This window comes from Vibrio sp. 1069, assembly GCF_033340555.1.
In genome coordinates this window covers 19,401-40,979 of the sequence record NZ_JAWOWP010000006.1, presented here as the reverse complement: position 1 = coordinate 40,979, position 21,579 = coordinate 19,401, and the positions used below count along the sequence as shown (strand labels likewise).

At 44.2% G+C, this 21,579-nt stretch carries 17 protein-coding genes and 2 tRNA genes; 10 read left to right on the top strand and 9 right to left on the bottom strand.

Going from position 1 to position 21,579, the window contains the following annotated elements; all coding sequences use genetic code 11:
- Positions 1-32: 32 nt before the first annotated feature.
- The 3 genes from kdsA (at position 33) to ybaK (ending at position 3,363) form a co-directional block, all read left to right on the top strand.
- Positions 33-884, top strand: a complete 852-nt coding sequence (kdsA, locus tag R7040_RS11685) for a 3-deoxy-8-phosphooctulonate synthase (RefSeq protein ID WP_064353687.1) — start codon at positions 33-35, stop codon at positions 882-884.
- A 220-nt stretch (positions 885-1,104) separates the two neighbouring features.
- Positions 1,105-2,787 (top strand): bifunctional UDP-sugar hydrolase/5'-nucleotidase UshA, encoded by a 1,683-nt coding sequence (gene ushA / locus R7040_RS11680; protein WP_318096873.1) that lies wholly within the window; start codon positions 1,105-1,107, stop codon positions 2,785-2,787.
- Positions 2,788-2,889: 102 nt separating this feature from the next.
- Positions 2,890-3,363 carry a Cys-tRNA(Pro) deacylase gene (gene ybaK, locus R7040_RS11675; RefSeq protein WP_005384092.1) on the top strand — a complete coding sequence of 158 codons (474 nt, stop codon included), beginning with the start codon at positions 2,890-2,892 and terminating at the stop codon, positions 3,361-3,363.
- Positions 3,364-3,427: 64 nt separating this feature from the next.
- Here the strand turns inward: ybaK and rluF are convergent, their stop codons facing one another.
- The 3 genes from rluF to R7040_RS11660 all read right to left on the bottom strand — a co-directional run bounded on the left by rluF (position 3,428) and on the right by R7040_RS11660 (position 5,534).
- The gene (gene rluF, locus R7040_RS11670; RefSeq protein ID WP_017634839.1) at positions 3,428-4,585 is read right to left on the bottom strand and encodes a 23S rRNA pseudouridine(2604) synthase RluF; all 1,158 of its coding nucleotides are present in this window, start codon (positions 4,583-4,585) and stop codon (positions 3,428-3,430) included.
- Between the two features lie 94 nt (positions 4,586-4,679).
- On the bottom strand, positions 4,680-5,261 hold the full coding sequence (smrA, locus tag R7040_RS11665; RefSeq protein ID WP_005382233.1) for a DNA endonuclease SmrA: 582 nt from the start codon (positions 5,259-5,261) through the stop codon (positions 4,680-4,682).
- A gap of 132 nt (positions 5,262-5,393) precedes the next feature.
- The gene (locus tag R7040_RS11660; protein ID WP_005382236.1) at positions 5,394-5,534 is read right to left on the bottom strand and encodes a DUF3149 domain-containing protein; all 141 of its coding nucleotides are present in this window, start codon (positions 5,532-5,534) and stop codon (positions 5,394-5,396) included.
- Between the two features lie 259 nt (positions 5,535-5,793).
- Between R7040_RS11660 and R7040_RS11655 the strand changes: the two genes are divergently transcribed.
- Positions 5,794-5,870: transfer RNA gene (locus R7040_RS11655), tRNA-Pro, on the top strand.
- Positions 5,871-6,056: 186 nt separating this feature from the next.
- Here R7040_RS11655 and R7040_RS11650 read toward each other — a convergent pair.
- Both R7040_RS11650 and R7040_RS11645 read right to left on the bottom strand, forming a co-directional pair.
- Complete coding sequence (locus R7040_RS11650) at positions 6,057-6,440, bottom strand: hypothetical protein (protein ID WP_375792880.1); 384 nt, start codon at positions 6,438-6,440, stop codon at positions 6,057-6,059.
- Positions 6,441-6,592: 152 nt separating this feature from the next.
- The gene (locus R7040_RS11645; RefSeq protein WP_064353689.1) at positions 6,593-7,465 is read right to left on the bottom strand and encodes a TraB/GumN family protein; all 873 of its coding nucleotides are present in this window, start codon (positions 7,463-7,465) and stop codon (positions 6,593-6,595) included.
- A 494-nt stretch (positions 7,466-7,959) separates the two neighbouring features.
- Here R7040_RS11645 and R7040_RS11640 point away from each other — a divergent pair, with 494 nt between their 5' ends.
- Both R7040_RS11640 and R7040_RS11635 read left to right on the top strand, forming a co-directional pair.
- The gene (locus R7040_RS11640) at positions 7,960-10,611 is read left to right on the top strand and encodes a beta-N-acetylhexosaminidase (protein ID WP_318081577.1); all 2,652 of its coding nucleotides are present in this window, start codon (positions 7,960-7,962) and stop codon (positions 10,609-10,611) included.
- 439 nt (positions 10,612-11,050) lie between these two features.
- Positions 11,051-11,743 carry an oligogalacturonate-specific porin KdgM family protein gene (locus R7040_RS11635; RefSeq protein WP_005382004.1) on the top strand — a complete coding sequence of 231 codons (693 nt, stop codon included), beginning with the start codon at positions 11,051-11,053 and terminating at the stop codon, positions 11,741-11,743.
- A gap of 65 nt (positions 11,744-11,808) precedes the next feature.
- Here the strand turns inward: R7040_RS11635 and R7040_RS11630 are convergent, their stop codons facing one another.
- The gene (locus R7040_RS11630; RefSeq protein WP_005382005.1) at positions 11,809-12,258 is read right to left on the bottom strand and encodes a DUF411 domain-containing protein; all 450 of its coding nucleotides are present in this window, start codon (positions 12,256-12,258) and stop codon (positions 11,809-11,811) included.
- A gap of 21 nt (positions 12,259-12,279) precedes the next feature.
- The gene (locus R7040_RS11625) at positions 12,280-14,976 is read right to left on the bottom strand and encodes a heavy metal translocating P-type ATPase (RefSeq protein WP_318081578.1); all 2,697 of its coding nucleotides are present in this window, start codon (positions 14,974-14,976) and stop codon (positions 12,280-12,282) included.
- 478 nt (positions 14,977-15,454) lie between these two features.
- On the opposite strand from R7040_RS11625, the gene chiP reads away from it, so the two are divergent.
- The 4 genes from chiP (at position 15,455) to R7040_RS11605 (ending at position 20,505) form a co-directional block, all read left to right on the top strand.
- Positions 15,455-16,576, top strand: coding sequence for a chitoporin (gene chiP, locus R7040_RS11620; protein ID WP_017819978.1), 1,122 nt, complete (start codon positions 15,455-15,457; stop codon positions 16,574-16,576).
- A 123-nt stretch (positions 16,577-16,699) separates the two neighbouring features.
- Positions 16,700-17,296, top strand: a complete 597-nt coding sequence (locus R7040_RS11615) for a DUF2057 domain-containing protein (RefSeq protein ID WP_031780870.1) — start codon at positions 16,700-16,702, stop codon at positions 17,294-17,296.
- Positions 17,297-17,473: 177 nt separating this feature from the next.
- Positions 17,474-18,901 carry a glutamate--tRNA ligase gene (gltX, locus tag R7040_RS11610; RefSeq protein WP_005384075.1) on the top strand — a complete coding sequence of 476 codons (1,428 nt, stop codon included), beginning with the start codon at positions 17,474-17,476 and terminating at the stop codon, positions 18,899-18,901.
- A gap of 641 nt (positions 18,902-19,542) precedes the next feature.
- Positions 19,543-20,505 carry an OmpA family protein gene (locus R7040_RS11605; RefSeq protein ID WP_005382010.1) on the top strand — a complete coding sequence of 321 codons (963 nt, stop codon included), beginning with the start codon at positions 19,543-19,545 and terminating at the stop codon, positions 20,503-20,505.
- 115 nt (positions 20,506-20,620) lie between these two features.
- Here R7040_RS11605 and R7040_RS11600 read toward each other — a convergent pair whose 3' ends face one another.
- Both R7040_RS11600 and R7040_RS11595 read right to left on the bottom strand, forming a co-directional pair.
- Positions 20,621-21,127, bottom strand: coding sequence for a hypothetical protein (locus tag R7040_RS11600; RefSeq protein ID WP_005382011.1), 507 nt, complete (start codon positions 21,125-21,127; stop codon positions 20,621-20,623).
- A 279-nt stretch (positions 21,128-21,406) separates the two neighbouring features.
- Positions 21,407-21,483: transfer RNA gene (locus R7040_RS11595), tRNA-Arg, on the bottom strand.
- Positions 21,484-21,579 lie beyond the last annotated feature (96 nt).

Here is a 21,579-nt window from a genome sequence, read left to right as displayed (position 1 = left end):
TGGCGTATCGTGGACAGAAAAAGAGAATCAAAATGGAACAGAAAATCGTTAATATCGGCGACATTCAGGTTGCTAACGACAAGCCATTCACCCTATTTGCAGGTATGAACGTTCTTGAGTCTCGTGATCTTGCGATGCAGATCTGTGAGCACTACGTAAAAGTAACGGAAAAACTTGGTATTCATTACGTATTTAAGGCGTCGTTTGACAAAGCAAACCGCAGTTCTGTTCATTCATACCGCGGTCCAGGTCTGGAAGAAGGTATGAAAATCTTTCAGGAGCTGAAAGACACTTTTGGTGTAAAGATCATCACGGACGTTCACACTGAAGCGCAAGCTCAACCTGTCGCTGACGTGGTAGACGTTATTCAGCTTCCTGCATTCCTAGCTCGCCAAACTGACCTTGTTGAAGCTATGGCCAAAACAGGTGCGGTTATCAACGTGAAGAAACCTCAATTTATGAGCCCTGGTCAAGTGGGAAACATCGTTGAGAAGTTCGCAGAGTGCGGTAACGACAAGATCATCCTATGTGAGCGCGGTTCTTGCCACGGTTACGATAACCTAGTTGTAGACATGCTTGGTTTTGGTGTGATGAAAAATGCTTCGAAAGGTAGCCCAATCATCTTTGACGTAACGCACTCACTACAAATGCGTGACCCATCAGGCGCAGCATCTGGCGGCCGTCGTGAGCAGACAGTTGAGCTTGCAAAAGCGGGTCTAGCGACAGGCATCGCAGGTCTATTTATCGAAGCGCACCCAAACCCAGACCAAGCGCGTTGTGATGGCCCATCTGCACTGCCTCTAGACAAGTTAGAGCCATTCTTAGCACAAATGAAATCGCTTGATGATCTGATCAAGAGCTTTGCAGATATAGATATCAAGTAAACGCCAGATGACTGGTGGTAACAAATACTATAGCCAACCGAGTGTTGGCTATTTTTTTATCTGAAAAGCCGTGAATTCTCAAACTTGTTACTGATGAATTTGTTATTGCTAAACAATGCATCATAATTATTAAATCAATGTGTTAGGGTGCACGTGGTTTTCAAATAGATCGAATGCTTAAAATGTGCTTCAGTAATCCCAATAAGAAAAAGGTAAATAAATGAATCAGCGTCTGATGATCAAAACTGTTTTGAGTGCCGCTATCTTGGCCTCGTTAGCTGGGTGTGCTACGCAACCTGCACCAGAATGGAATGCCGATACAACCTATAAATTGACCGTGTTGCACACTAACGATCATCATGGTCGCTTTTGGCAAAATCGATACGGTGAATATGGCATGGCGGCGCGTAAAACGTTAATCGATGATTTGCGCGAAGAAATACAGGCTGAGGGGGGCAGCGTGTTACTGCTTTCTGGTGGTGACATCAACACAGGAGTACCTGAGTCTGATTTACAAGATGCCGAGCCGGATTTTAAAGGCATGAGCAAAATTGGTTACGATGCGATGGCTCTAGGTAATCATGAGTTTGATAATTCATTGGACGTGCTATTCAAGCAGCAAGAGTGGGCAAACTTTCCGATGTTGTCTGCCAATATTTACGATAAAAATACTGGCAAGCGTTTATTCCAACCATATGCGATGTTTAAAAAGCAGGGCATTAAAATTGCGGTCATTGGCCTTACAACCGAAGACACAGCGAAACTTGGCAACCCTGAATTCATTGAACAAATTGACTTCCGTGACCCAAAAGAAGAAGCCAAGAAGCTGATTGCAGAACTGAAAGAAACAGAGTATCCAGATCTGATTTTTGCTGTCACGCATATGGGACACTATGAAAATGGTAATAGAGGCATCAATGCTTCTGGCGATGTGGCGTTAGCTCGTTATTTGAATGACGGCGATCTCGACATGATCGTTGGAGGACACTCACAAGAACCTGTGTGCATGGAAGGTCCAAACGTTATCAAAAAGAACTTTAAACCAGGTGATGAATGTCAGCCCGATAAACAAAATGGTACCTTTATTGTTCAGGCACATGAGTGGGGGAAATATGTGGGACGCGCCGATTACGAGTTTCGTAATGGCGAACTCTCGATGGTGAGCTACGATCTAATCCCTGTAAACTTGAAAAAGAAAGTTAAAGTTGATGGTCAGTCGCAACGAGTCTTGATCCAAGATGAGATTAAACAAGACGAAATGATGCTTGAGTTTCTTCGTCCTTATCAAGAAAAAGGTCAGGGCAAACTAAACGTGAAGATTGCAGAATCTAACGGTAAGCTTGAGGGTGACCGCAATGTGGTTCGTTACCAGCAAACAAACTTAGGTCGATTAATTGCAACGGCTCACATGGAACGTGCGAAAGCAGATTTCGCCGTAATGAATTCTGGCGGCGTTCGCGATTCGATTGCAGCAGGTGAGATTACCTACAAAGATGTGCTGACTGTTCAGCCATTTGGCAATATGGTCTCTTACGTTGATATGACGGGCAAAGAAGTATTGGATTACCTAAATGTCGTTGCAACTAAACCTGTCGACTCTGGAGCTTACGCGCAGTTTGCCGGCATTGCGATGAGTATCAATAATGGTGAGGTAACCAATGTGTTCATTGGTAATAAGCAACTTCGCTTAGATGGTAATTACCGCTTTACCGTACCAAGCTATAATGCTGCTGGTGGAGATGGTTACCCTAAAATCGACGATCATCCAGGGTATGTAAATACAGGTTTTACCGATGCTGAGGTTTTGAAGGATTATTTAGAAACACATAGCCCTATTGATGTTAATGAGTATGCCCCTTCAGGTGAAATCACGTATTTAGTTGATACGGCGATTGATCAGTAACCCAACAGAGAAAAAGCGATTGACTCAAACTCGCTGATATCATTAACTAAAAGCGCAGATCCAATTCAATCTGCGCTTTTTGTTTTTATGAGGAGAATCTTGATGACTCCGGCCATTAATCTTGCGAAAAAGAAAAAAATTCCACACACGATTCATCAGTATGAGCATGACCCTAGAGCCGATAGTTATGGCTTGGAGGCTGCTGAAGTACTGGGGCAGGATCCGAAAACAGTATTTAAAACCTTGCTGTTCTGCTTGAACGGGGAGCCAAAGAACCTTGCGGTTGCGATTATCCCTGTTGACCAAAAGCTGAACCTAAAACTGGCGGCGAAAGCAGCGAAGGGCAAAAAGGCCGATATGGCTGATCCGGAAATCGCCCAAAAGACCACAGGTTATGTCGTTGGTGGAATTAGCCCACTAGGGCAGAAGAAAGCCTTACCTACTTTTTTGCACGAAAGCGCAGCAGAGCAAGACAAAATCTGTGTGAGTGCTGGTAAACGTGGTTTAGAAATTGAGTTAGCCCCGAGAGATTTGCTGAGCTTAACTCGTGGTCAGTTTGCACCTCTTTGTTTGTAAACTCATGACAAATAAAAAGGACGCTCATGAGCGTCCTTTTTTGATCTTGCCTGTCAGTGAAGCGTTACTTCTTCAGACTCAATGTACCACCAGTGCGTTTAGCTGGTTTGCTTGGTTTCGCGGCATTTGGGTTCATGTAATGCTGCTTAGGCTTACTCAGTGATTGAGGCTTGTTTGCTGAATGCGTATTGCTCGATGCATCTGGTTTACGGTGCGATTTACCATGCTCGCCTTGCGGTCTGCTGCGTTCACCTTGTGATTTCGCTTTGTAATGTTCTTTAGCTGGACGTCCGCCTTCATCATCACGCTGACGACGCTTTTGTTGACCTTTTTTCGAGTTTGGTGCATGACGGAATTCATCAGCATTGTTACCGCGGAAAGTTCGTGTCTTCTGGTTACGACGAGCAGTAGAATCTTGGTTTTCTTCACGGCTATCAAACAGCTTCGCGTCGGTCGCTTTACGAATGTTGCGACCTCTAGAGTCTGTTTTTGATGCTTCTTCTGTACCTACCGAGCCTTCACACATTGCTAGGATCTCTGCCACTTCTTCGTCACTTAGATAACGCCATTTCCCATTGGGAATACCATCAAGAGAGATATTCATGATGCGTACGCGACGCAGCTTGAATACTTCATAGCCCAGCGCTTCACACATGCGACGGATCTGACGGTTAAGTCCTTGAGTGAGCACAATACGGAAAGAGAATTTAGTTTCTTTCGTTACCTTACAAGGTAGGGTGACTGTGTCGAGAATCTTAACGCCACTCGACATCTGTTTGAGAAACTCGCCTGTAATTGGCTTGTCCACGCGTACGACGTACTCTTTTTCGTGGCTGTTGCCTGCGCGAAGGATTTTGTTCACGATGTCGCCATCGTTGGTCAAAAAGATCAGACCATCAGAGGGTTTGTCTAAGCGGCCGATCGGAAAGATACGTTTTTGGTGGCCGATGAAATCAACGATGTTTCCAGGGACGTCTCTCTCAGTTGTACAGGTGATGCCTGTTGGTTTATTGAGAGCGATATAAATCGGCTTCTCTTTTGCTGCCACTGGCTTACCATCCACACAAACATCATCACCAGGTAGCACTTTTGTCCCCATTTCAGGTTTGTTGCCATTAATGGTGACACGGCCTTGCTCAATCAGTCTGTCTGCTTCACGGCGTGAGCAAAACCCCGTTTCACTGATGAATTTATTTAATCGTTTAGCGTTGTCTTGTGACATTTTTGTCTCCTAACGTTTCACAACGGCGAATGAAGCTCCCTTCCTTTAAGGGGAAGGAAGAATAAGGGCGGGCATTCTAGCATTAGGGTGAAATTTAGCCTAACCGTTTTTGGTGACGTTCGCGGGTTTCTAATTTCTTTTCCGCACTTTTTCTAAGTAGGACGTAAACGGCTCCAGTTCCACCGTGAAAGCGTTGCGCACTATGGACGCATTGGACTTCCTTTATTTGTCGTAGCCAACTGCTAACAAAGCTTTTCATCATTGCAGGTGGATTTGAGCGTTCTCCTCGACCATGGACGATAACGACCGTTCTAATGTCCATTGATAGGCATTGCTTTAAAAACGTCACGACTTCATCACGTGCTTCTTTCAATGTTTTACGGTGCAAATCCAAGCGAGCTTGGATTGGATACTTACCAAGGCGAAGTTTGCGGTAAACCCCGTCCTGTACACCATCACGTTTGAACTCAACAAAGTCCTCTGGCTTGAGCATTTCAGCGTGATCAAGTGATAGGTATTCTGGGTCATCTTCCGTTAACCAGATTGCTGCTTCGCGTTTTGCGAGCTGTGCTTCTGTTACTTGGTGTACTTTTTTGTGTTCGGTGGTGTCTTGAGTGATTGGCTTTACATCGCCCATCATCTGTTGAAATAGATCAAAATCGTCGTCGTGAGACATAGCAGTAATCTCATTAAGAACAGGGAAGAATAATAGGATTATATCAATGAGTGGTGCATTGAGATCAAATAAAAAACCGGAGTAGGCAAGTAACCGACTCCGGTGCAAAGCGTTTCTAGAGCTAAGCGAGATCTAGTGAGGAGATTTGTCGTTCATGATCTTGTATATGAAGAAACCGCCGTAAAATAACATCAGACCAATTGCCCCAAAAATTACTATCATTGACGATAGACCCACTGCATTACCAAATAGGAGATCAAGCCAAAAGTCCATACGTTTCCTCCAAGATGTTCCCGACAGGAATAAACTAAATGGCGGTGTCTTGTTGCACACTGATCTGGATCAATTATGTTGCTAAGGTTAATAAACTGTATTTTGTTGTGAGTTATCAGTCACATTTTACGTGCTAGTGTTCAGTTATTCATCAAACGAATTAAGACCTAAGGTTTTTTTGTAAAAAGCACTTGCGCCACAGTTCAGAATCCGTAATATACGCATTCGTTGACGGGGACAATTCCTCAGTTAAACATCTCGGTGAATAGCGCAGCTTGGTAGCGCATCTGGTTTGGGACCAGAGGGTCGGGGGTTCGAATCCCTCTTCACCGACCACTTTTAGAAAGCCTGCTCAATGAGCAGGCTTTCGTCGTTTTTAGCGCTAGTAATTTTAGACTTCAATAGTATCGAATCAAATTGGGGTTCGCCTGATGTTCGAATATGGCACTTCACCGACACGTATTGAGAGGAAGGCTCTACAGAAATGTAGGGCCTTTTCATTTTTTAGAGTGAGTAAATTTATTACTTGATGTCACACGAGATAGTATTGATAGGAGTTTCAGAAGTAGTGAAGCAGACATAAGCGGTCTTTGGGTGATTTGGACCAATCTTGACGTAACCCGCTTTTAAATCGTCTTCATCAAACGTTACTGAGTGAGATTTGCTTGTATTTCCATCATAGTAAACCGCTTCAAAGCCTTGGTTTATCATATGTGCAACGCGATTTCGAGTGTGGGCTGTTGAAAACGTGATGTTCGCGCAACGCATCATTGGTTTTTCGGTAATAAGAAATTGACCACTCTCTTTATCTAAAACACCGCCTTTTACTTCCGGAGTTATATCAATAGCTTGAAAAGCTTCTACGTTGCATGGCGGTTTAGCATAAGACAGCGAAGAAGTGAGCATAATTCCAATCGTGTATAGGAATAAATATTTAAATTTCATATGAGTTGTTTTGTATCCACTTAGCTTAACGGTGTTTTATAAGAAAGTTTGAATGAATTTTTAAATGGTTGTATTTAAATAATTGTATTTAAATGGCATTTTTCAAACAATCACTAGATATCACAATTTGCTTGGCGCGTCTTACCCAGTGGTTTGATGTTAAATCCCCGATTTTTAAGCAGTTCAATCAGGTTATCTTTACCTACTAAATGCAAGCCACCAACAACAACGGTGAAGCGACCCGATTGTTGAGGTAGAACACTGCCAGTGTCGAGTTTTTTAGCCCAATCTCGATTACGCTCGTATAAAAAGGCTTGGTTAAACTCTTCTGTTGTATGATCGGTCAAAGAGGCTTCGACCAACATGCTACCATCACCACTCTTCCAACTCTCTATCAAGCATTGAACCAACTCTTCTCCGCCATCATATTCTTCAATTGACGAGAGAAGTATCTCTTTACCGCCTTCTGATTGACCTGCGATTAAATCGATTTGGAATTGCACTGACTCTAGTGGAATGACCGGGATTTGCTTTTTATCAGCGAGTCCTATTAGGTGCATGTCGACCCCTTTATCAGAGACATACCCCAGTTTGTTGACTAAAGCGAGTTGGATGGTGAATGCAGCCATCCAAGGTGGGGAATTTAGGAGTTGAGTTTCTGGCAAACCTAAATCTTGGGCAATTTCAATTAAGTGGCGACGTTGAGCTCTGTCTAAAACATCTTTAGAAAGAATGGTTGTTTGTGGGTAAACCAAGCCTTCAGAATTCCTGACGTCTGCTTCAATAATCAACCCTGCGCTTTGGCTTAAATACTGGATGACCGTTCTAGGGAGTGGGTACATCGTTTTATCCCCCACATGTACCGAGCCAATAATCATAAGTTCGGTTTCCCCTTTTTTCGCTAACCAATGCTGTGGCTCTGCATAAGATGAAAAAGGCGTTAAAGTAACAAGTAGAGATGATATGAGCGTCAAGAGACGAAACATAGAATGGTCCTCAGATAAGATACCTTGAAACTTTATACGCAAAATAGCGTGAGGTTAAGTGCAATTTCTCCAGTGGTGTATTCGACAAAATCGTCATTTATAAAAATATTGACGAGTTTTGACGACGAATAAATGAGAGTCACTTCACGAAAGGTAAATAGGTAATTCGCTTACTAATGGTTCACAAAATAATTAGGCGTGATCCAAATCTTACAAAATCAGTCGTAACTCATGAATATAAGTGACCTAGATCGCAGCAAACTCGTCAAAACAAGTTGTTCGATTTTGACGTGTATTGTAACTCCATGAAAATTAGGTTTTTATTGTTTTTGCTGAGTGTCATTTTTTGAGCTGGATCACTTCCTATTTCTATTTATTTTACGCTTAGAAATAACAGGTTGTATGTTGAATGTAACGGTTAGGTACCTCGCATTTGAGGGGCCGAGATTTTTATCATTGTCGTTTTGAACCACTGACTTTTTTGGGGAAGTAAGATGTTTAAACCTAGTCTGATTGCTGTTTCTGTTATCACTACATTAGCAGGTTGCTCTGCGCTGCAAAGCTCTGAACAACAAGTTGTAAATTCGTTGGCTAATAATCTTGATATTCAATACCAAGTGTTGACTAACCACGGTGCAAACGAAGGTCTTGCTTGTCAGGACTTAGGGGCTGAGTGGGCGTCTTGTAACAAGGTAAACATGACGCTGGTTAACCAAGGTGAAGCGGTTGACTCAAGAGATTGGGCTATTTACTTCCATAGCATTCGTCTGATTCTGGATGTTGAAAACGAACAGTTTAAAATCTCTCGCGTAACGGGTGATCTACACAAACTAGAACCAACAGATAAGTTTGATGGTTTTGCTGCGGGTGAAGAGGTTGTGCTTCCTCTTGTTGCTGAATACTGGCAGCTATTTGAAACTGACTTCATGCCAGGCGCTTTCGTTGCTGCACCAAATGCAGAGCCTAAGATGATCGCTTCTCTTAACACAGAAGACGTTGCATCTTTCGTGACTGGCCTTGAGGGTAACAACCTAAAACGTACGCCAGATGACAACAACGTATTTGCGAGCGCTGTGTCTCGTTTCGAGAAGAACGAAGATCTAGCAAAACAAGACGTATCAACCACGTTACTACCAACGCCAATGTCTGTTGAAGCAGGTAAAGGTACGGTAGATATCGCGGCGGGTATTGCGCTGCCTAAAGACGCATTCGATGCGGCTCAATACGCAGCAATTCAAGGTCGTGCAGAAGTGGTAGGTGTGGATGTTCGTGGTGATCTTCCTGTAAGCATCACTGTTGTTCCTGCAGACTTCACCGGTGAATTGGCAAAATCTGGTGCTTACGAAATGAGCATCAAAGGCGACGGTATTGCGATTAAAGCGTTTGACCAAGCAGGTGCTTTCTACGCAGTACAATCTATCTTTGGCCTGGTAGATAGCCAAAATGCTGATTCTCTACCACAACTGTCTATTAAAGATGCGCCGCGTTTTGATTACCGTGGTGTGATGGTGGACGTGGCTCGTAACTTCCACTCTAAAGACGCAATTCTTGCAACGCTTGACCAAATGGCCGCGTACAAGATGAACAAACTACACCTTCACCTAACGGATGATGAAGGCTGGCGTTTAGAAATCCCGGGTCTGCCTGAGCTGACTGAAGTGGGTGCTAACCGTTGTTTCGATTTGGAAGAGAAAAGCTGTTTACTGCCTCAGCTTGGCTCAGGCGCAACGACAGACAACTTTGGCTCTGGCTTCTTCAGCAAAGCAGACTACGTGGACATCTTGAAGTACGCGAAAGCGCGTAACATCGAAGTGATTCCTGAAATCGATATGCCAGCGCACGCACGTGCAGCAGTGATATCAATGGAAGCACGTTACGACCGTCTGATGGAAGAAGGCAAAGAAGCCGAAGCGAACGAGTACCGCCTGATGGACCCTCAAGATACATCGAACGTAACGACGGTTCAGTTCTACAACAAGCAAAGCTTCATCAACCCATGTATGGAATCTTCAACTCGCTTTGTTGATAAAGTGATTTCAGAAGTAGCAGCAATGCACCAAGAAGCGGGCACGCCGCTAACAACATGGCACTTTGGTGGTGACGAAGCGAAGAACATCAAGCTAGGCGCTGGTCTGCAAGACATCAACGCAGAAGACAAAGTAAGCTGGAAGGGTAACATTGATTTGTCTAAGCAAGACAAGCCATTCGCACAGTCACCACAATGTCAGACGCTAATTGCAGACGGTACGGTAAGCGATTTTGCTCATCTACCAAGCCACTTTGCAGAAGAAGTGTCGAAGATGGTGGCAGAGAAAGGCATTCCAAACTTCCAAGCTTGGCAAGATGGCCTTAAGCACAGTGAAGGTGAGAAAGCGTTCGCAACAGAAAACACACGTGTTAACTTCTGGGACGTTCTTTACTGGGGTGGCACATCATCAGTGTACGAATGGTCTAAGAAAGGTTACGACGTTATCGTTTCTAACCCAGACTACGTATACATGGACATGCCGTACGAAGTTGACCCGAAAGAGCGTGGTTACTACTGGGCGACGCGTGCAACAGATACTCGTAAGATGTTTGGTTTTGCACCAGAGAACATGCCTCAGAACGCAGAAACCTCTGTAGACCGCGATGGTAACGGCTTCACTGGTAAAGGTGAAATCGAAGCGAAACCTTTCTATGGTCTATCAGCACAGCTGTGGTCTGAGACAGTACGTAACGACGAGCAATACGAGTACATGGTATTCCCTCGCGTACTAGCAGCCGCTGAGCGTGCATGGCACCGTGCTGATTGGGAAAACGACTACAAAGTGGGTGTTGAATACTCGCAAAACTCTAACCTAGTAGACAAAGCTGCGCTAAACCAAGACTACAACCGCTTTGCGAACGTACTTGGCCAACGTGAACTGGCTAAGCTAGAAAAATCAGGTATCGACTACCGCCTGCCTGTACCAGGTGCGAAAGTAGAAGATGGCAAGCTAGCAATGAACGTTCAGTTCCCAGGGGTGAAGCTTCAATACTCTCTAGACGGCAAGAACTGGCTAACTTACGCAGATAATGCTCGTCCAAATGTGAAAGGTGAAGTGTTTATCCGTTCTGTGTCAGCAACCGGTGAGAAAGCAAGTCGAGTGACCAGCGTGAAATAACTCAATTCTTGTAAGTTAATTTTTTGGCAAAGCCTCAACCTCATGTTGGGGCTTTCTTTATTTTTTGAGGAAATTAAGCGTGATCGATGTCTAATTATTTTTCATTGATAAATAAGTTTTTGGTTGTAATGGTCAAGGTTATTGTGAACTGGATCGACTTAATCTGCTAAATATCAATAAATTATCTGTTTACGATCACACTTCTATTTTTTGAATAATTTTATAAAAATACGATAAGTGCCTGTATTTCCCATGTTTTTATCAGGGTTGTTGAGCTTCGGTTTGAACAAGATCACTTTTTAAAATGTTTTATTTTTCATCGCGAATTAATTGAAACAATATTGCGAACGCCAAGGAGGCACATTCCAAAGTTTGCGATAAAAGGGAAGAGATGCCCTCTAAAACTATCGCATAACGTGAATAAATAAAGGCAGTAATTATGAAAAACATTTTTGCACTGAGTGCTCTTTCTCTCGCTTTCGCTTCTAGCGCTTTTGCTGGTTCTTCTTACGTAACAGGTAATGTTCAATTCCACGATGATGGTCGAATTCATGGTTCGGACGTTACGTCTACACTGGAAGCTGGTCATACTTTTGATAACCAATTCGGCGGCTTTACGGTTTACACCGAATTTGATGGTATTCAGTTGGGTAAACTGGAAACAGAAAACGGTGGCGCAGGTAACACAACACCAGCAATCACTGTGGGTGGTGAGCAGTCATTTAATATTACCGATCATTTATGGGTTGCCGCGGGTTACCAACACCTGTTCTCTGCTGGCGAGAATGTACAGTACCGTCCATTGGTTAAGATCGGTTACAACTTCGATAACGGCATCTCCTTAAGTAACCGTACTCGTGCGCACATTGATGCGACAGACGCAGATGCGGATACAGATTACCGCATGGACAACCGCATCGGTTACGTGATGAATGAGGATGTGACGCTAAGCTACAACAACGTCTACATGATTGAAGCGGAAACCATGGACCACGAGCTTCGTGCAACGTGGACTCGTAAAGGTGTTCAACCTTACTTTGAGTTCCGTAGTCAAGCACACGGTGCAGAAAACGCGAGTGGTGACAGCCTAGTGAATAACGCTTTTGTATTTGGTGCCTCTTACGGCTTCTAATTTTATATTTGTCTTAACTGTCCATTAAGAAAAAGCCCAGCGGTTTATCTCGCTGGGCTTTGTTTTTATTGGTCGTTGCCTTCGTGGTGGCTATATTCGAACACTTGGCCTTTTTCGTTAAAGGCGTAAACGGTGTAGCTGTCTTTTTTGTCGCCATATTCCATACCAGGGGAGCCCATTGGCATGCCTGGTACTGATAGGCCTTTTGCGTTACGTGGTGGATTTTTCAAAAACGCTTTAATGTCTTCGGCTGGAATGTGACCTTCAAACAGATAGCCGTTGATCTCTGCCGTGTGGCAAGAGTAAAGCTGTTCATTCTTGATGCCTAGATCGCGTTTGATGGCGTTCATGTCATCGTGCAATTTTTCTTCGACCGTAAAGCCGTTCTCTTCCATGTGTTTTGTCCATTCTCCACAACAGCCACAGTATGGCGATTTATGGTTAATGACATCGGCTGCCAATACGTTGGCGGACACGGTCGCAAGCATTGCAAAGGTCAATAGTTTCAACTTCATAATACCCTCAAAAAGAAGTGGTTATTTTACTGAAAACAGTCGTAGTCGATTTGCATTACTAACGACAGTAATTGAAGACAGTGCCATTGCCGCTCCTGCGACAACAGGACTGAGCAAAAATCCAAACGCTGGGTAAAGCACACCAGCGGCAACTGGAATACCCAACGAGTTGTAAACAAAGGCACCAAATAGGTTTTGCTTCATGTTCTTAAGTGTAGCGCGAGAGAGTTCAATCGCATGTACTACCGCCATTGGTGACGTGTTCAGGATGGTCATTTGCGAACTTTCAATGGCGACATCACTGCCGCTACCCATGGCAATACCTAGGTTGGATAACGCGAGAGCAGGGGCGTCGTTAATGCCATCCCCCACCATTGCCACGACATGTCCTTGAGATTGAAGTTGCTCAATGTGCTGAGCTTTCTCATCTGGCATTACTTGGGCAATCACTTCATCAATACCAAGTTCTTGGCCGATAGCATTGGCAACGTGTTGGTTATCGCCCGTCAGCATTACCGTTTTGATGCCTTGCGATTTTAATGCAGAGAGCGCTTGCTTCGCATCTGATTTGATCGGGTCGGCAATGGCGATCAGACCGATCAGTTCGCCGTTCAATGCCACAGCTACCGGAGTCCACGCATTTTTTGCGCATTCATCGATGGCGGGTTTTAGTGCGCTGGTCTCGACGTTCTCTGCTTGCATAAATTGAAGCGAACCAATGAGCAGCGGTTTATCTTGATACGTCGCCCAAATGCCGCGCCCGCGAACATTCTCAAACTTGTCTAATGAGACATCCTTTGCGTCGTGTCGTTTGGCGTAATCACATACCGCTTTTGCCAGTGGGTGCTCAGACTGACGCTCTGCCGCATACGCTAAAGCCAATAGATCTTCTTGGCTGGTGGCGTGAGTAAACACTTGCTGAACGCTAGGTTTACCTTGGGTAAGCGTGCCAGTTTTGTCGAATACAACCGTGTCGACTTTGCTTGCCAATTGAAGGGCGTCGGCGTCTTTGATCAGAATGCCGAGCTCTGCGGCTTTACCCACTCCCACCGTGACAGAAAGTGGGGTTGCTAAGCCTAGAGCGCAAGGGCAGGCGATGATCAGGACGGTTGTGGTGACCACCAGCATATAACTCGCTTTTGGCTCTGGACCAACGGCAAACCAAACGAGCGCGGCCAGTATTGCTATGCCAACAACGACAGGGACAAACACCGATGAAATCTGGTCTGCCAGTTTCGCGATGGCTGGCTTACTGCTTTGCGCTGTGCGCACCATGCGGATGATACGAGCCAGCATGGTATTTGCGCCAATGCCCGTTGCCTCAATGACTAATCCACCATCGGTATTTAATGTCCCAGCAGACACTTGAGCCTCTTGCGCTTTTAATACTGGTACTGGTTCACCAGTGAGCATCGACTCATCAATGTATGATTCACCTTGAATCACAACACCATCAACAGGCACTTTCTCGCCTGGTTTGATACGCAGTTTCATGCCTAGCGTGATTTGCTCAACCGCGATTTGTTGGTCGCCTTGTTCCGTGATTACCGTAGCTTGCTGAGGTTGCAGGTTAATCAGAGCTTGTAAGGAACGTGTTGTGTTTACTTTGGCTTTTGCTTCAATATAGTGCCCAAGAGAAATTAAGCCGATGATCATTGCACTCGCTTCAAAGTACACGTGGCGTGAAGCAAGAGGGAACCAGTCTGGGAAAATCACCACAAGCATCGAATAGAACCACGCTGCGCCAGTACCGAGCGCGACTAACGTGTCCATGGTGGCGCGCTTGTGAGTAGCTGCTAACCAAGCGTTACTGAAGAAGTGTTTCCCTGCTGTGGCAAGAAGGAGTAAACATACGATACCGATCGCGCCCCAAGCTAATTGGTCGTTGGTGTTGCGAATCATCATATTGCCGCCAGCAACGCCCCAAATCATTAAGGGGGCACCGACGACAAGGCCAGCAATAGCATCCAGTTTAAAGCGTTTTTGTTGCTGACGTTGTTGCTGCGCTTGCTTTTCTTGCTGGGTTGCGGCGTCTTGTAGGATCTCTGCTTGGTAACCGGCTTGTTTTACCGATTCAACAATTGCGTTAAGGAGGTCATCAGAGTCTTGGCTTGCGAATACTAGTGCGCTTTGTTCTGCGAGGTTGACCTGTGCTTTCTCAACGCCTTCTACGTTAGTAAGTGCTTTCTCTACTGAAGAGACGCAACTCGCACACGTCATGCCTTGAATCAGCATTTGCAATTGAATACTCGCTGGTGGCACCTGCGTATCTTTAATATTGCTTTGCTTTTCTACCTGTTCGGTCTCTGGTGAGCTTTCGTTCTCTACTTCAACAGAATCAAGGTTGGCGGTATAGCCGAGTGTTGCTATTAAGTCGATCACTTGTTGCTCGGAGAGGAGGGTACGAATCTCTAAGTGCGTTGTTGAAGCCTCAAAAGAAATAACGTCTTGATTAGATTCTAATAAAGATGAAAGTTTTCTGACGCAACCGCCACAGCTTAAGCCTGAAAGGTTTAGTTCGTAGTGATTTCCTGCTTGGTAACCAAGAGATTCAATCGACGAGACGAGCTCTTTAAGAGAAGACTCGGTTTTGACCTCTACTTGCGTCGGGGACAAATTGAGGATCTCCACATCGTGATTCGCATGTAAAGCATTCTCAACTTTTCTCGCACAGCCCATGCAGTTGAGCCCTGATAAAGGTATAACTAACTGATACATAATCTGCACCTCAATAGTAGTGATGCTATGAGCTTAAACCTTCCTGCAAGGGTAAGGTCAATACCCATTTGCTACTCACAACAATTTCGTCAAAATCTCTCGAATCCCACAAGTGCACGGTCATTTTACTTGCGAGTGATCTCAAGGTTTTTTCTCTTTGAATATAAAGTTCCGTTAAAACACCTAAAAGATGAATGAAGTCGCTCACGTTTTTTAGATACTCTCAATGTCTGTTCAGTGTCAAAACGTACTTTTAACGTTTTTTATTTTTTATATTTGATGTTAAGTAATTGTTTTTTATTATTTTATTTTATTTTTGATCTTCTCATTTTGAAGTCGCTCAGATTGCTGTAGGGAAAGTTTTTTAGTGCGAAAAAAGTTTGTCATATTTGCCCCGTCCAAACACTGTTTCAAGTTCCTGCCATGTCCTAGTTAGTGAATTTGAAAATGGAAAAAACTAAAAATATAGGGGTTTATAATGTCTTACCTAAAGAAAAGCCTACTTGCCACGGCAATTACCGGCATGATGTTCAGTGGTGTTGCATTTGCTGATGGTGCAAACAGTGACGCAGCAAAAGAGTTTCTAACCAAAGATTCATTTTCTTATGAAGTTTACGGGATCATCGCGATGCAGGCCGCGTACCGCGATTACGATTCTGGCAGCAAAGCAACGGACGATGATTTGGGTGGCATGCAGCTAAACAACGAATCTCGTATTGGTTTCCGTGGTAAAAAACAATTTGCTAACTTCGACCCTACTTTTATTTGGCAAATCGAAGGCGGTTATGTAGACCCTAGCTTTGGTGGCGAGGGCGCAGGTCTTGGTGAACGTGACACATTCGTCGGTTTTGAAAGTGCATCTTGGGGTCAAATTCGTCTGGGTCGCGTTTTGACACCTATGTACGAATTGGTTGACTGGCCAGCATCTAACCCTGGTCTCGGCGATGTATACGACTGGGGTGGTGCTATTGGAGGCGCCAAGTACCAAGACCGTCAATCAAACACTATCCGCTGGGACTCTCCAATGTTTGCTGACAAATTCTCCCTAGATATCGCAGCTGGTGCAGGTGATAAAGCAGGTCTAGGTGAAGGGGATGACTACTGGGGTGGTATCGCAGCACACTACAAAATTGGTCCTATCCAGTTAGATGCGGCATATGAAGGTAACCGTAATATCAAGATGGAAAGCCAAACGTGGGAAAACAACACGTACTTGGTAGGGGCACAAGGCTGGTTTGATAACGGAATCTCTTTCTTCGCGCAATACAAATACATGGAGGCGGACGCAAGCAATGGTGTGAGTGAAAAGCAAGATGCAATGTCTGCCGCTATCATGTACACCACGGGTGATTGGCAATACAAACTGGCTTACGCCGCTAACTTTGATCTAGAGCGTGATGGTAAGAAAATTAACGATACAGCGGACGATGTGTTATCAGCACAAGTTATGTATTTCGTAGACCCATCGGCAGTGCTGTACGTACGTGCTCGTACTCTAGACTTTGGCGACGGTGCGTCTCAATTAGATAAACCAACAGAAGCACGTTGGAAGTCTGCTGACTACGACGAGTTCTCTGTAGGTGTTGAATACTACTTCTAATTAAAGAAGCAGCTAAAAGGGCGGAAACGCCCTTTTTATCTTGATACTTATTCAAATAAGCCTTTGAAATGACTGGCCTGTAAATTTTAGAGGCTTATCTAAATTGGTATAAAGTGAGAAACCATGATGAAAAAAACAACGACACTTCTCGGACTTTGCGCAATGCTTTCGGCGCCAGCTTTTGCTGCTCAACTCACTCTGCAATCTGAATTAGTTCCTCGCGTTCTCAACGGCGAGTTCGTCTACCCTGAGTGGATATCCAAGAACAACAGCATCGAGTTAAAGGATGGGGAAAACCAATTAGCGGTAACGGTTGGACAAATCGTATTTGAAGATGGAAAGCGCCGTAAATTCGATTCGCAGCCGCTGGTATTAGAGTTTGATGCAGAAAAAGACACCGAGCTTTCTCTGGCTTATCAAACATTCCGTACTATTGAAGAGGCGAGAGCCTTCGAACTCGATCCTAAAGTGGTATTGAAAGACAAAAACGGAAAAGAAGTGGCATTCTCTATGGTTCAACTTCGTAAAGGTGGTTTGCAAGGTTTTCGTGATTACGAACGAGAAGTTGCCGACTATAATAACGCAATGAATAAAGAATCGACTAAGGCAAGCATTGCGTCTTCTCCAGCGGAAACCAAAACAATCAAAGCATCGTTTAATGAATTGAGCCGTGAAGAGCAGCAAGAATTTATGCAATGGGCAATGCGTAACCTGAAGTAATTTCGTCTCGTGCTTTAACAGTAAATAGCAGAGCTGTGCCTTTTTGGTTCTGCCCTGTTTTTATTTCTGGTGTCAAACCGATTGTAGAATTGACTTACGGTGGTAAAATGTCGCCACTTTTATCCTTGACATTACAACGAGAGATCTCTCGTTGCTCATTACCCCTAAGGAACTCAAATGACGGTTAAAACTCGTTTTGCTCCTAGCCCAACTGGCTATCTACACGTTGGTGGTGCGCGTACTGCACTTTACTCTTGGCTATACGCTAAAAACCAAGGTGGTGAATTCGTTCTACGTATCGAAGATACAGACCTTGAGCGTAACTCTCAGGAAGCGGTTGATGCAATTCTTGAAGGCATGGAATGGCTAGGCTTGGAGTGGGATGAAGGTCCTTACTACCAAACTCAACGTTTTGACCGTTACAACGAAATGGTTGATAAGCTTCTTGCTGAAGACAAAGCTTACAAATGTTACGCGTCCAAAGAGCTGCTAGATGAAATCCGTGCAGAGCAAGAAGCAAATAAAGAAATGCCTCGCTACGATGCTAACCATCCAAAAATCAAAGCAGCAAACGAAGCGGCAAAAGATGGCGATCCATGTGTTATCCGTTTCCGTAACCCGAAAGAAGGTAGCGTAGTATTTGATGATCAAATCCGTGGTCGCATTGAAATCCGCAACGATCAAATGGATGACCTAATCATTCGTCGTACTGACGGTTCACCTACTTACAACTTCTGTGTAGTAGTGGATGACTGGGACATGGGTATCACTCACGTTGTTCGTGGCGAAGACCACATCAACAACACGCCTCGTCAAATCAACATCTACGAAGCACTAGGTGCGCCAGTACCTACATTTGCACACTGTGCAATGATCCTGGGTGATGACGGCGCGAAACTGTCTAAACGTCACGGCGCTGTATCAGTCATGCAATACCGCGATATGGGCTACCTGCCTGCGGCACTAAACAACTACCTAGTGCGCCTTGGTTGGTCTCATGGGGACCAAGAAATCTTCTCTCAAGAAGAGATGATCAATCTATTTAGCCTAAACGCAGTATCTAAGTCAGCGTCTGCTTTTAACACTGACAAACTGCAATGGTTGAACAACCACTACATCAAGAACTCAGACCCTGCGTACGTTGCTGAGCATCTACAATGGCATCTAGATCAACAAAAACTAGACGTAACGAATGGTCCTGCTATCACTGACGTGATCAAGCTAGTGGGTGAGCGTTGCAACACACTAGTTGAGCTAGCTGAGCAAATCCGTTACTTCTATGAAGATTTCTCTGAGTTTGAAGCGGGCGCAGCGAAGAAACACCTACGTGGCGTGGCTAAAGAGCCTCTAGAACTTGCATTAGCGAAAGTGGAAGCACTAACTGAGTGGACGACAGCGAACATCAAAGATGGCGTTATCGCAGCAGTATGTGAAGAGTTGGAAATCGGCATGGGCAAAATCGGTATGCCATTACGTGTTGCTGTAACAGGCGGGGGTCAGTCTCCTTCTGTCGATGCAGTAATGGAGCTGGTTGGAAAAGAGCGTTGTATTGCTCGCATTAAGATGGCGCTTGAGTTCATTGCTGAGCGTGAAGCAAACGCATAATTGCTTTGAACTGAACGTTCTTTTGAATAAATAGTCACAAAGCCGCGGTGAGCAACCGCGGCTTTTTTGTATCTTCAATTTAGATAACGAGAAACTTTCTCTCATATTGGTGAATGAAGAGATGGTTTCACCTGTAATTTACCTCAATATGGATAAGATTTTTTAATCCAAATATCGTTGGCATGAATAAAAAACGAGCGATTATATATCAAATATCTGATTGATTTTTATCCATGTTCCTTAAAGTTCCATTTTGTTTGTCTCATTTTTAAGAAAAACCTTTGCTTTAGCTATTTTGTTTCAAAAAACAAAGCAAACGTTTGCGTGGTGATTGCGTGGGGATTTTTTTGCTTAAGATCACATGTTGTCGAGATTTTTGATGACAATAAATTGACAGAATTGGGATTTTTCTCGCGATTTCTTAGCGTTATAGTTCATTCCGTCAGCGATACCGAGATGGCGATATGTATCACTGAACAGGAAATATACGTAAGTTGCTTCCATAAAAAAAAATGCATGTGCATAAAAAGAAGCTGACTAAGTATCTCACTCAAGGAATGAATAAAAAGAATTGAAATATAACGTCAGTCAGACGGCGCATTTCGGCATCTAACAAAAGAACTTCTTTAGAGGAATCAATAATGAAAAAATTAGCAGCGGTAATTTCAGCGTCTCTACTTATGGCTTCAGCAGCACAAGCAGAAGTATACGTTGGTGGTAAGATGGGTAAGTCATGGATGGAAGACGCGTGTGTAGCGGGCCAGGCTTGTGACAAAGACGATTCTACTCTTGGCGCTTTTGTTGGTTACGAAATGAATAAATACTTCGCAGTAGAAGCGGGTTTCGACAACATCGGTGATTTTAACCAAACTTCTTTCGGTGGCCACGTAGAAGCAATCACTCTTGCTCCTAAATTTAGCCTACCAATCACTGAAGACATCGCACTTTACGGTAAAGTGGGTGGCGCTTACGTAATGTTTGATGGCAAAGATGATTACTCTTACCTAGGCGCGGCTGGTCTTGAATTCAACCTAAGCCAAAACGTAACAGCTCGTGCGGAATACCAAACACTGACTGACATCAGCAACGATGTAACTCGTGCGACAGGTAACACTGCAACACTAGGTGTTTCTTTCAAATTCGGCGGCAACGATGAGCCAGTAATCGTAGAAGAGCCAGTTGTTGTAGAAGAAGTGGTTGTAGAAGAAGTGGTAGAAGAGCCAGTTGTAGTTACGAAAACATTCGAAACTCAAACAATTGGTACAGGTAGCTTCGATCTAAACAGCACAACTCTAAAACCAGAGAGCGCTGCAAAACTTGATAACCTAGTTGCTTTCCTAAACGAGCACCCACAAGCGAACGTTGAAGTTGTAGGTTACACAGATACGTCTGGTCCAGCAGCTTACAACCTAAAAGTTTCTGAAAAACGTGCTGAGTCTGTTGCTAACGCACTCGTTGAAAAAGGTATTGATTCATCACGTATCCAAGCTCGTGGCGAAGGTGAAAACAACCCAATCGCTTCAAACGACACTCGTGAAGGTCGTCAACAAAACCGTCGCGTAGAAGTCGTTGTTCCAGAATTTGAATACCAAGTTCAGCAATAAGCTCCTATTCGACCGTAGTATAGAAGACTGAAGCTGAAAGCCCCAAAGAGTTCGCTCTTTGGGGCTTTTTATTTCTCTTCAAAAAACTGACTGAAATGTTCAAAGTGGCCAGGTATTACTTAAGATCAATGCTGTTTAAACGCCCCATAAATGTCAGGATCTCCAAGTTATCTTTATGTGCTTCTAACAACGCTTTTTTGGTTTGCATGTAGGCGGCAAGTTTGCCGTACTTACTAATAGAGCGAACCACCGTTTTATATTTATACTCACCGTCATCATTGAACTCTCGCCACTTGGCGATGTAACACGTATCTCGGTTGTCAGGGTTTTCAAGAGTAGGGTTAGGCTTGTGAACGATTTTAGGCTCAACGCTATGTGGAAGCCTAGTCATTAGGTAAGGGTCTTTCAAAAGACGTCGCCAGAATTTGCCCCACATTTGCCGGCCTAACTCGTTTCTCAGCTTAATGGCTTTTTGTAAGCCTTTCTTTTCTCCAATACGAACAAATCCTACCGAGCGGTGTAGTACCGTATCCTCGGGGGTATGGATATGTATCTTAAAGGCTGTCTTGCCTTTAGAAATAAAGCGGTGTCCAGTGTTAGTTATTAAATTGCTCTTAGACATAGTGCTAACTAATAATTTTATTAATAGCTAAAAGGGTAAGCAAAACTCATAGATAATTAAAGTAATAAAATACAAAACTGTAAATAGGGCTTGTTGAAATGATTTCAAGGGGAAGAAGTCAGATCAGTAGAAGGCTTTATCCCGTAACCGAAACACCCGATCCGATCATATTGATTACTGGGAAGATTATCTAACACGGTGTACTAGGGGGAGCAGTGCGAGGCTTGAAATTGAAGATACAAAAAAGCCTTAGCTCAAGTGGGAGCTAAGGCTATGATATGGCGCCCCCAGTAGGATTCGAACCTACGACCTGTCCCTTAGGAGGGGACTGCGCTATCCAGCTGTGCCATGGGGGCGTAATACCAATAGTTGCAGTTCATTGCACTGTTTTACTGAGTTCAAATCTAGCAATCTACCAGATCTGTATCAGCATCACGTTGAACGATTCGCTA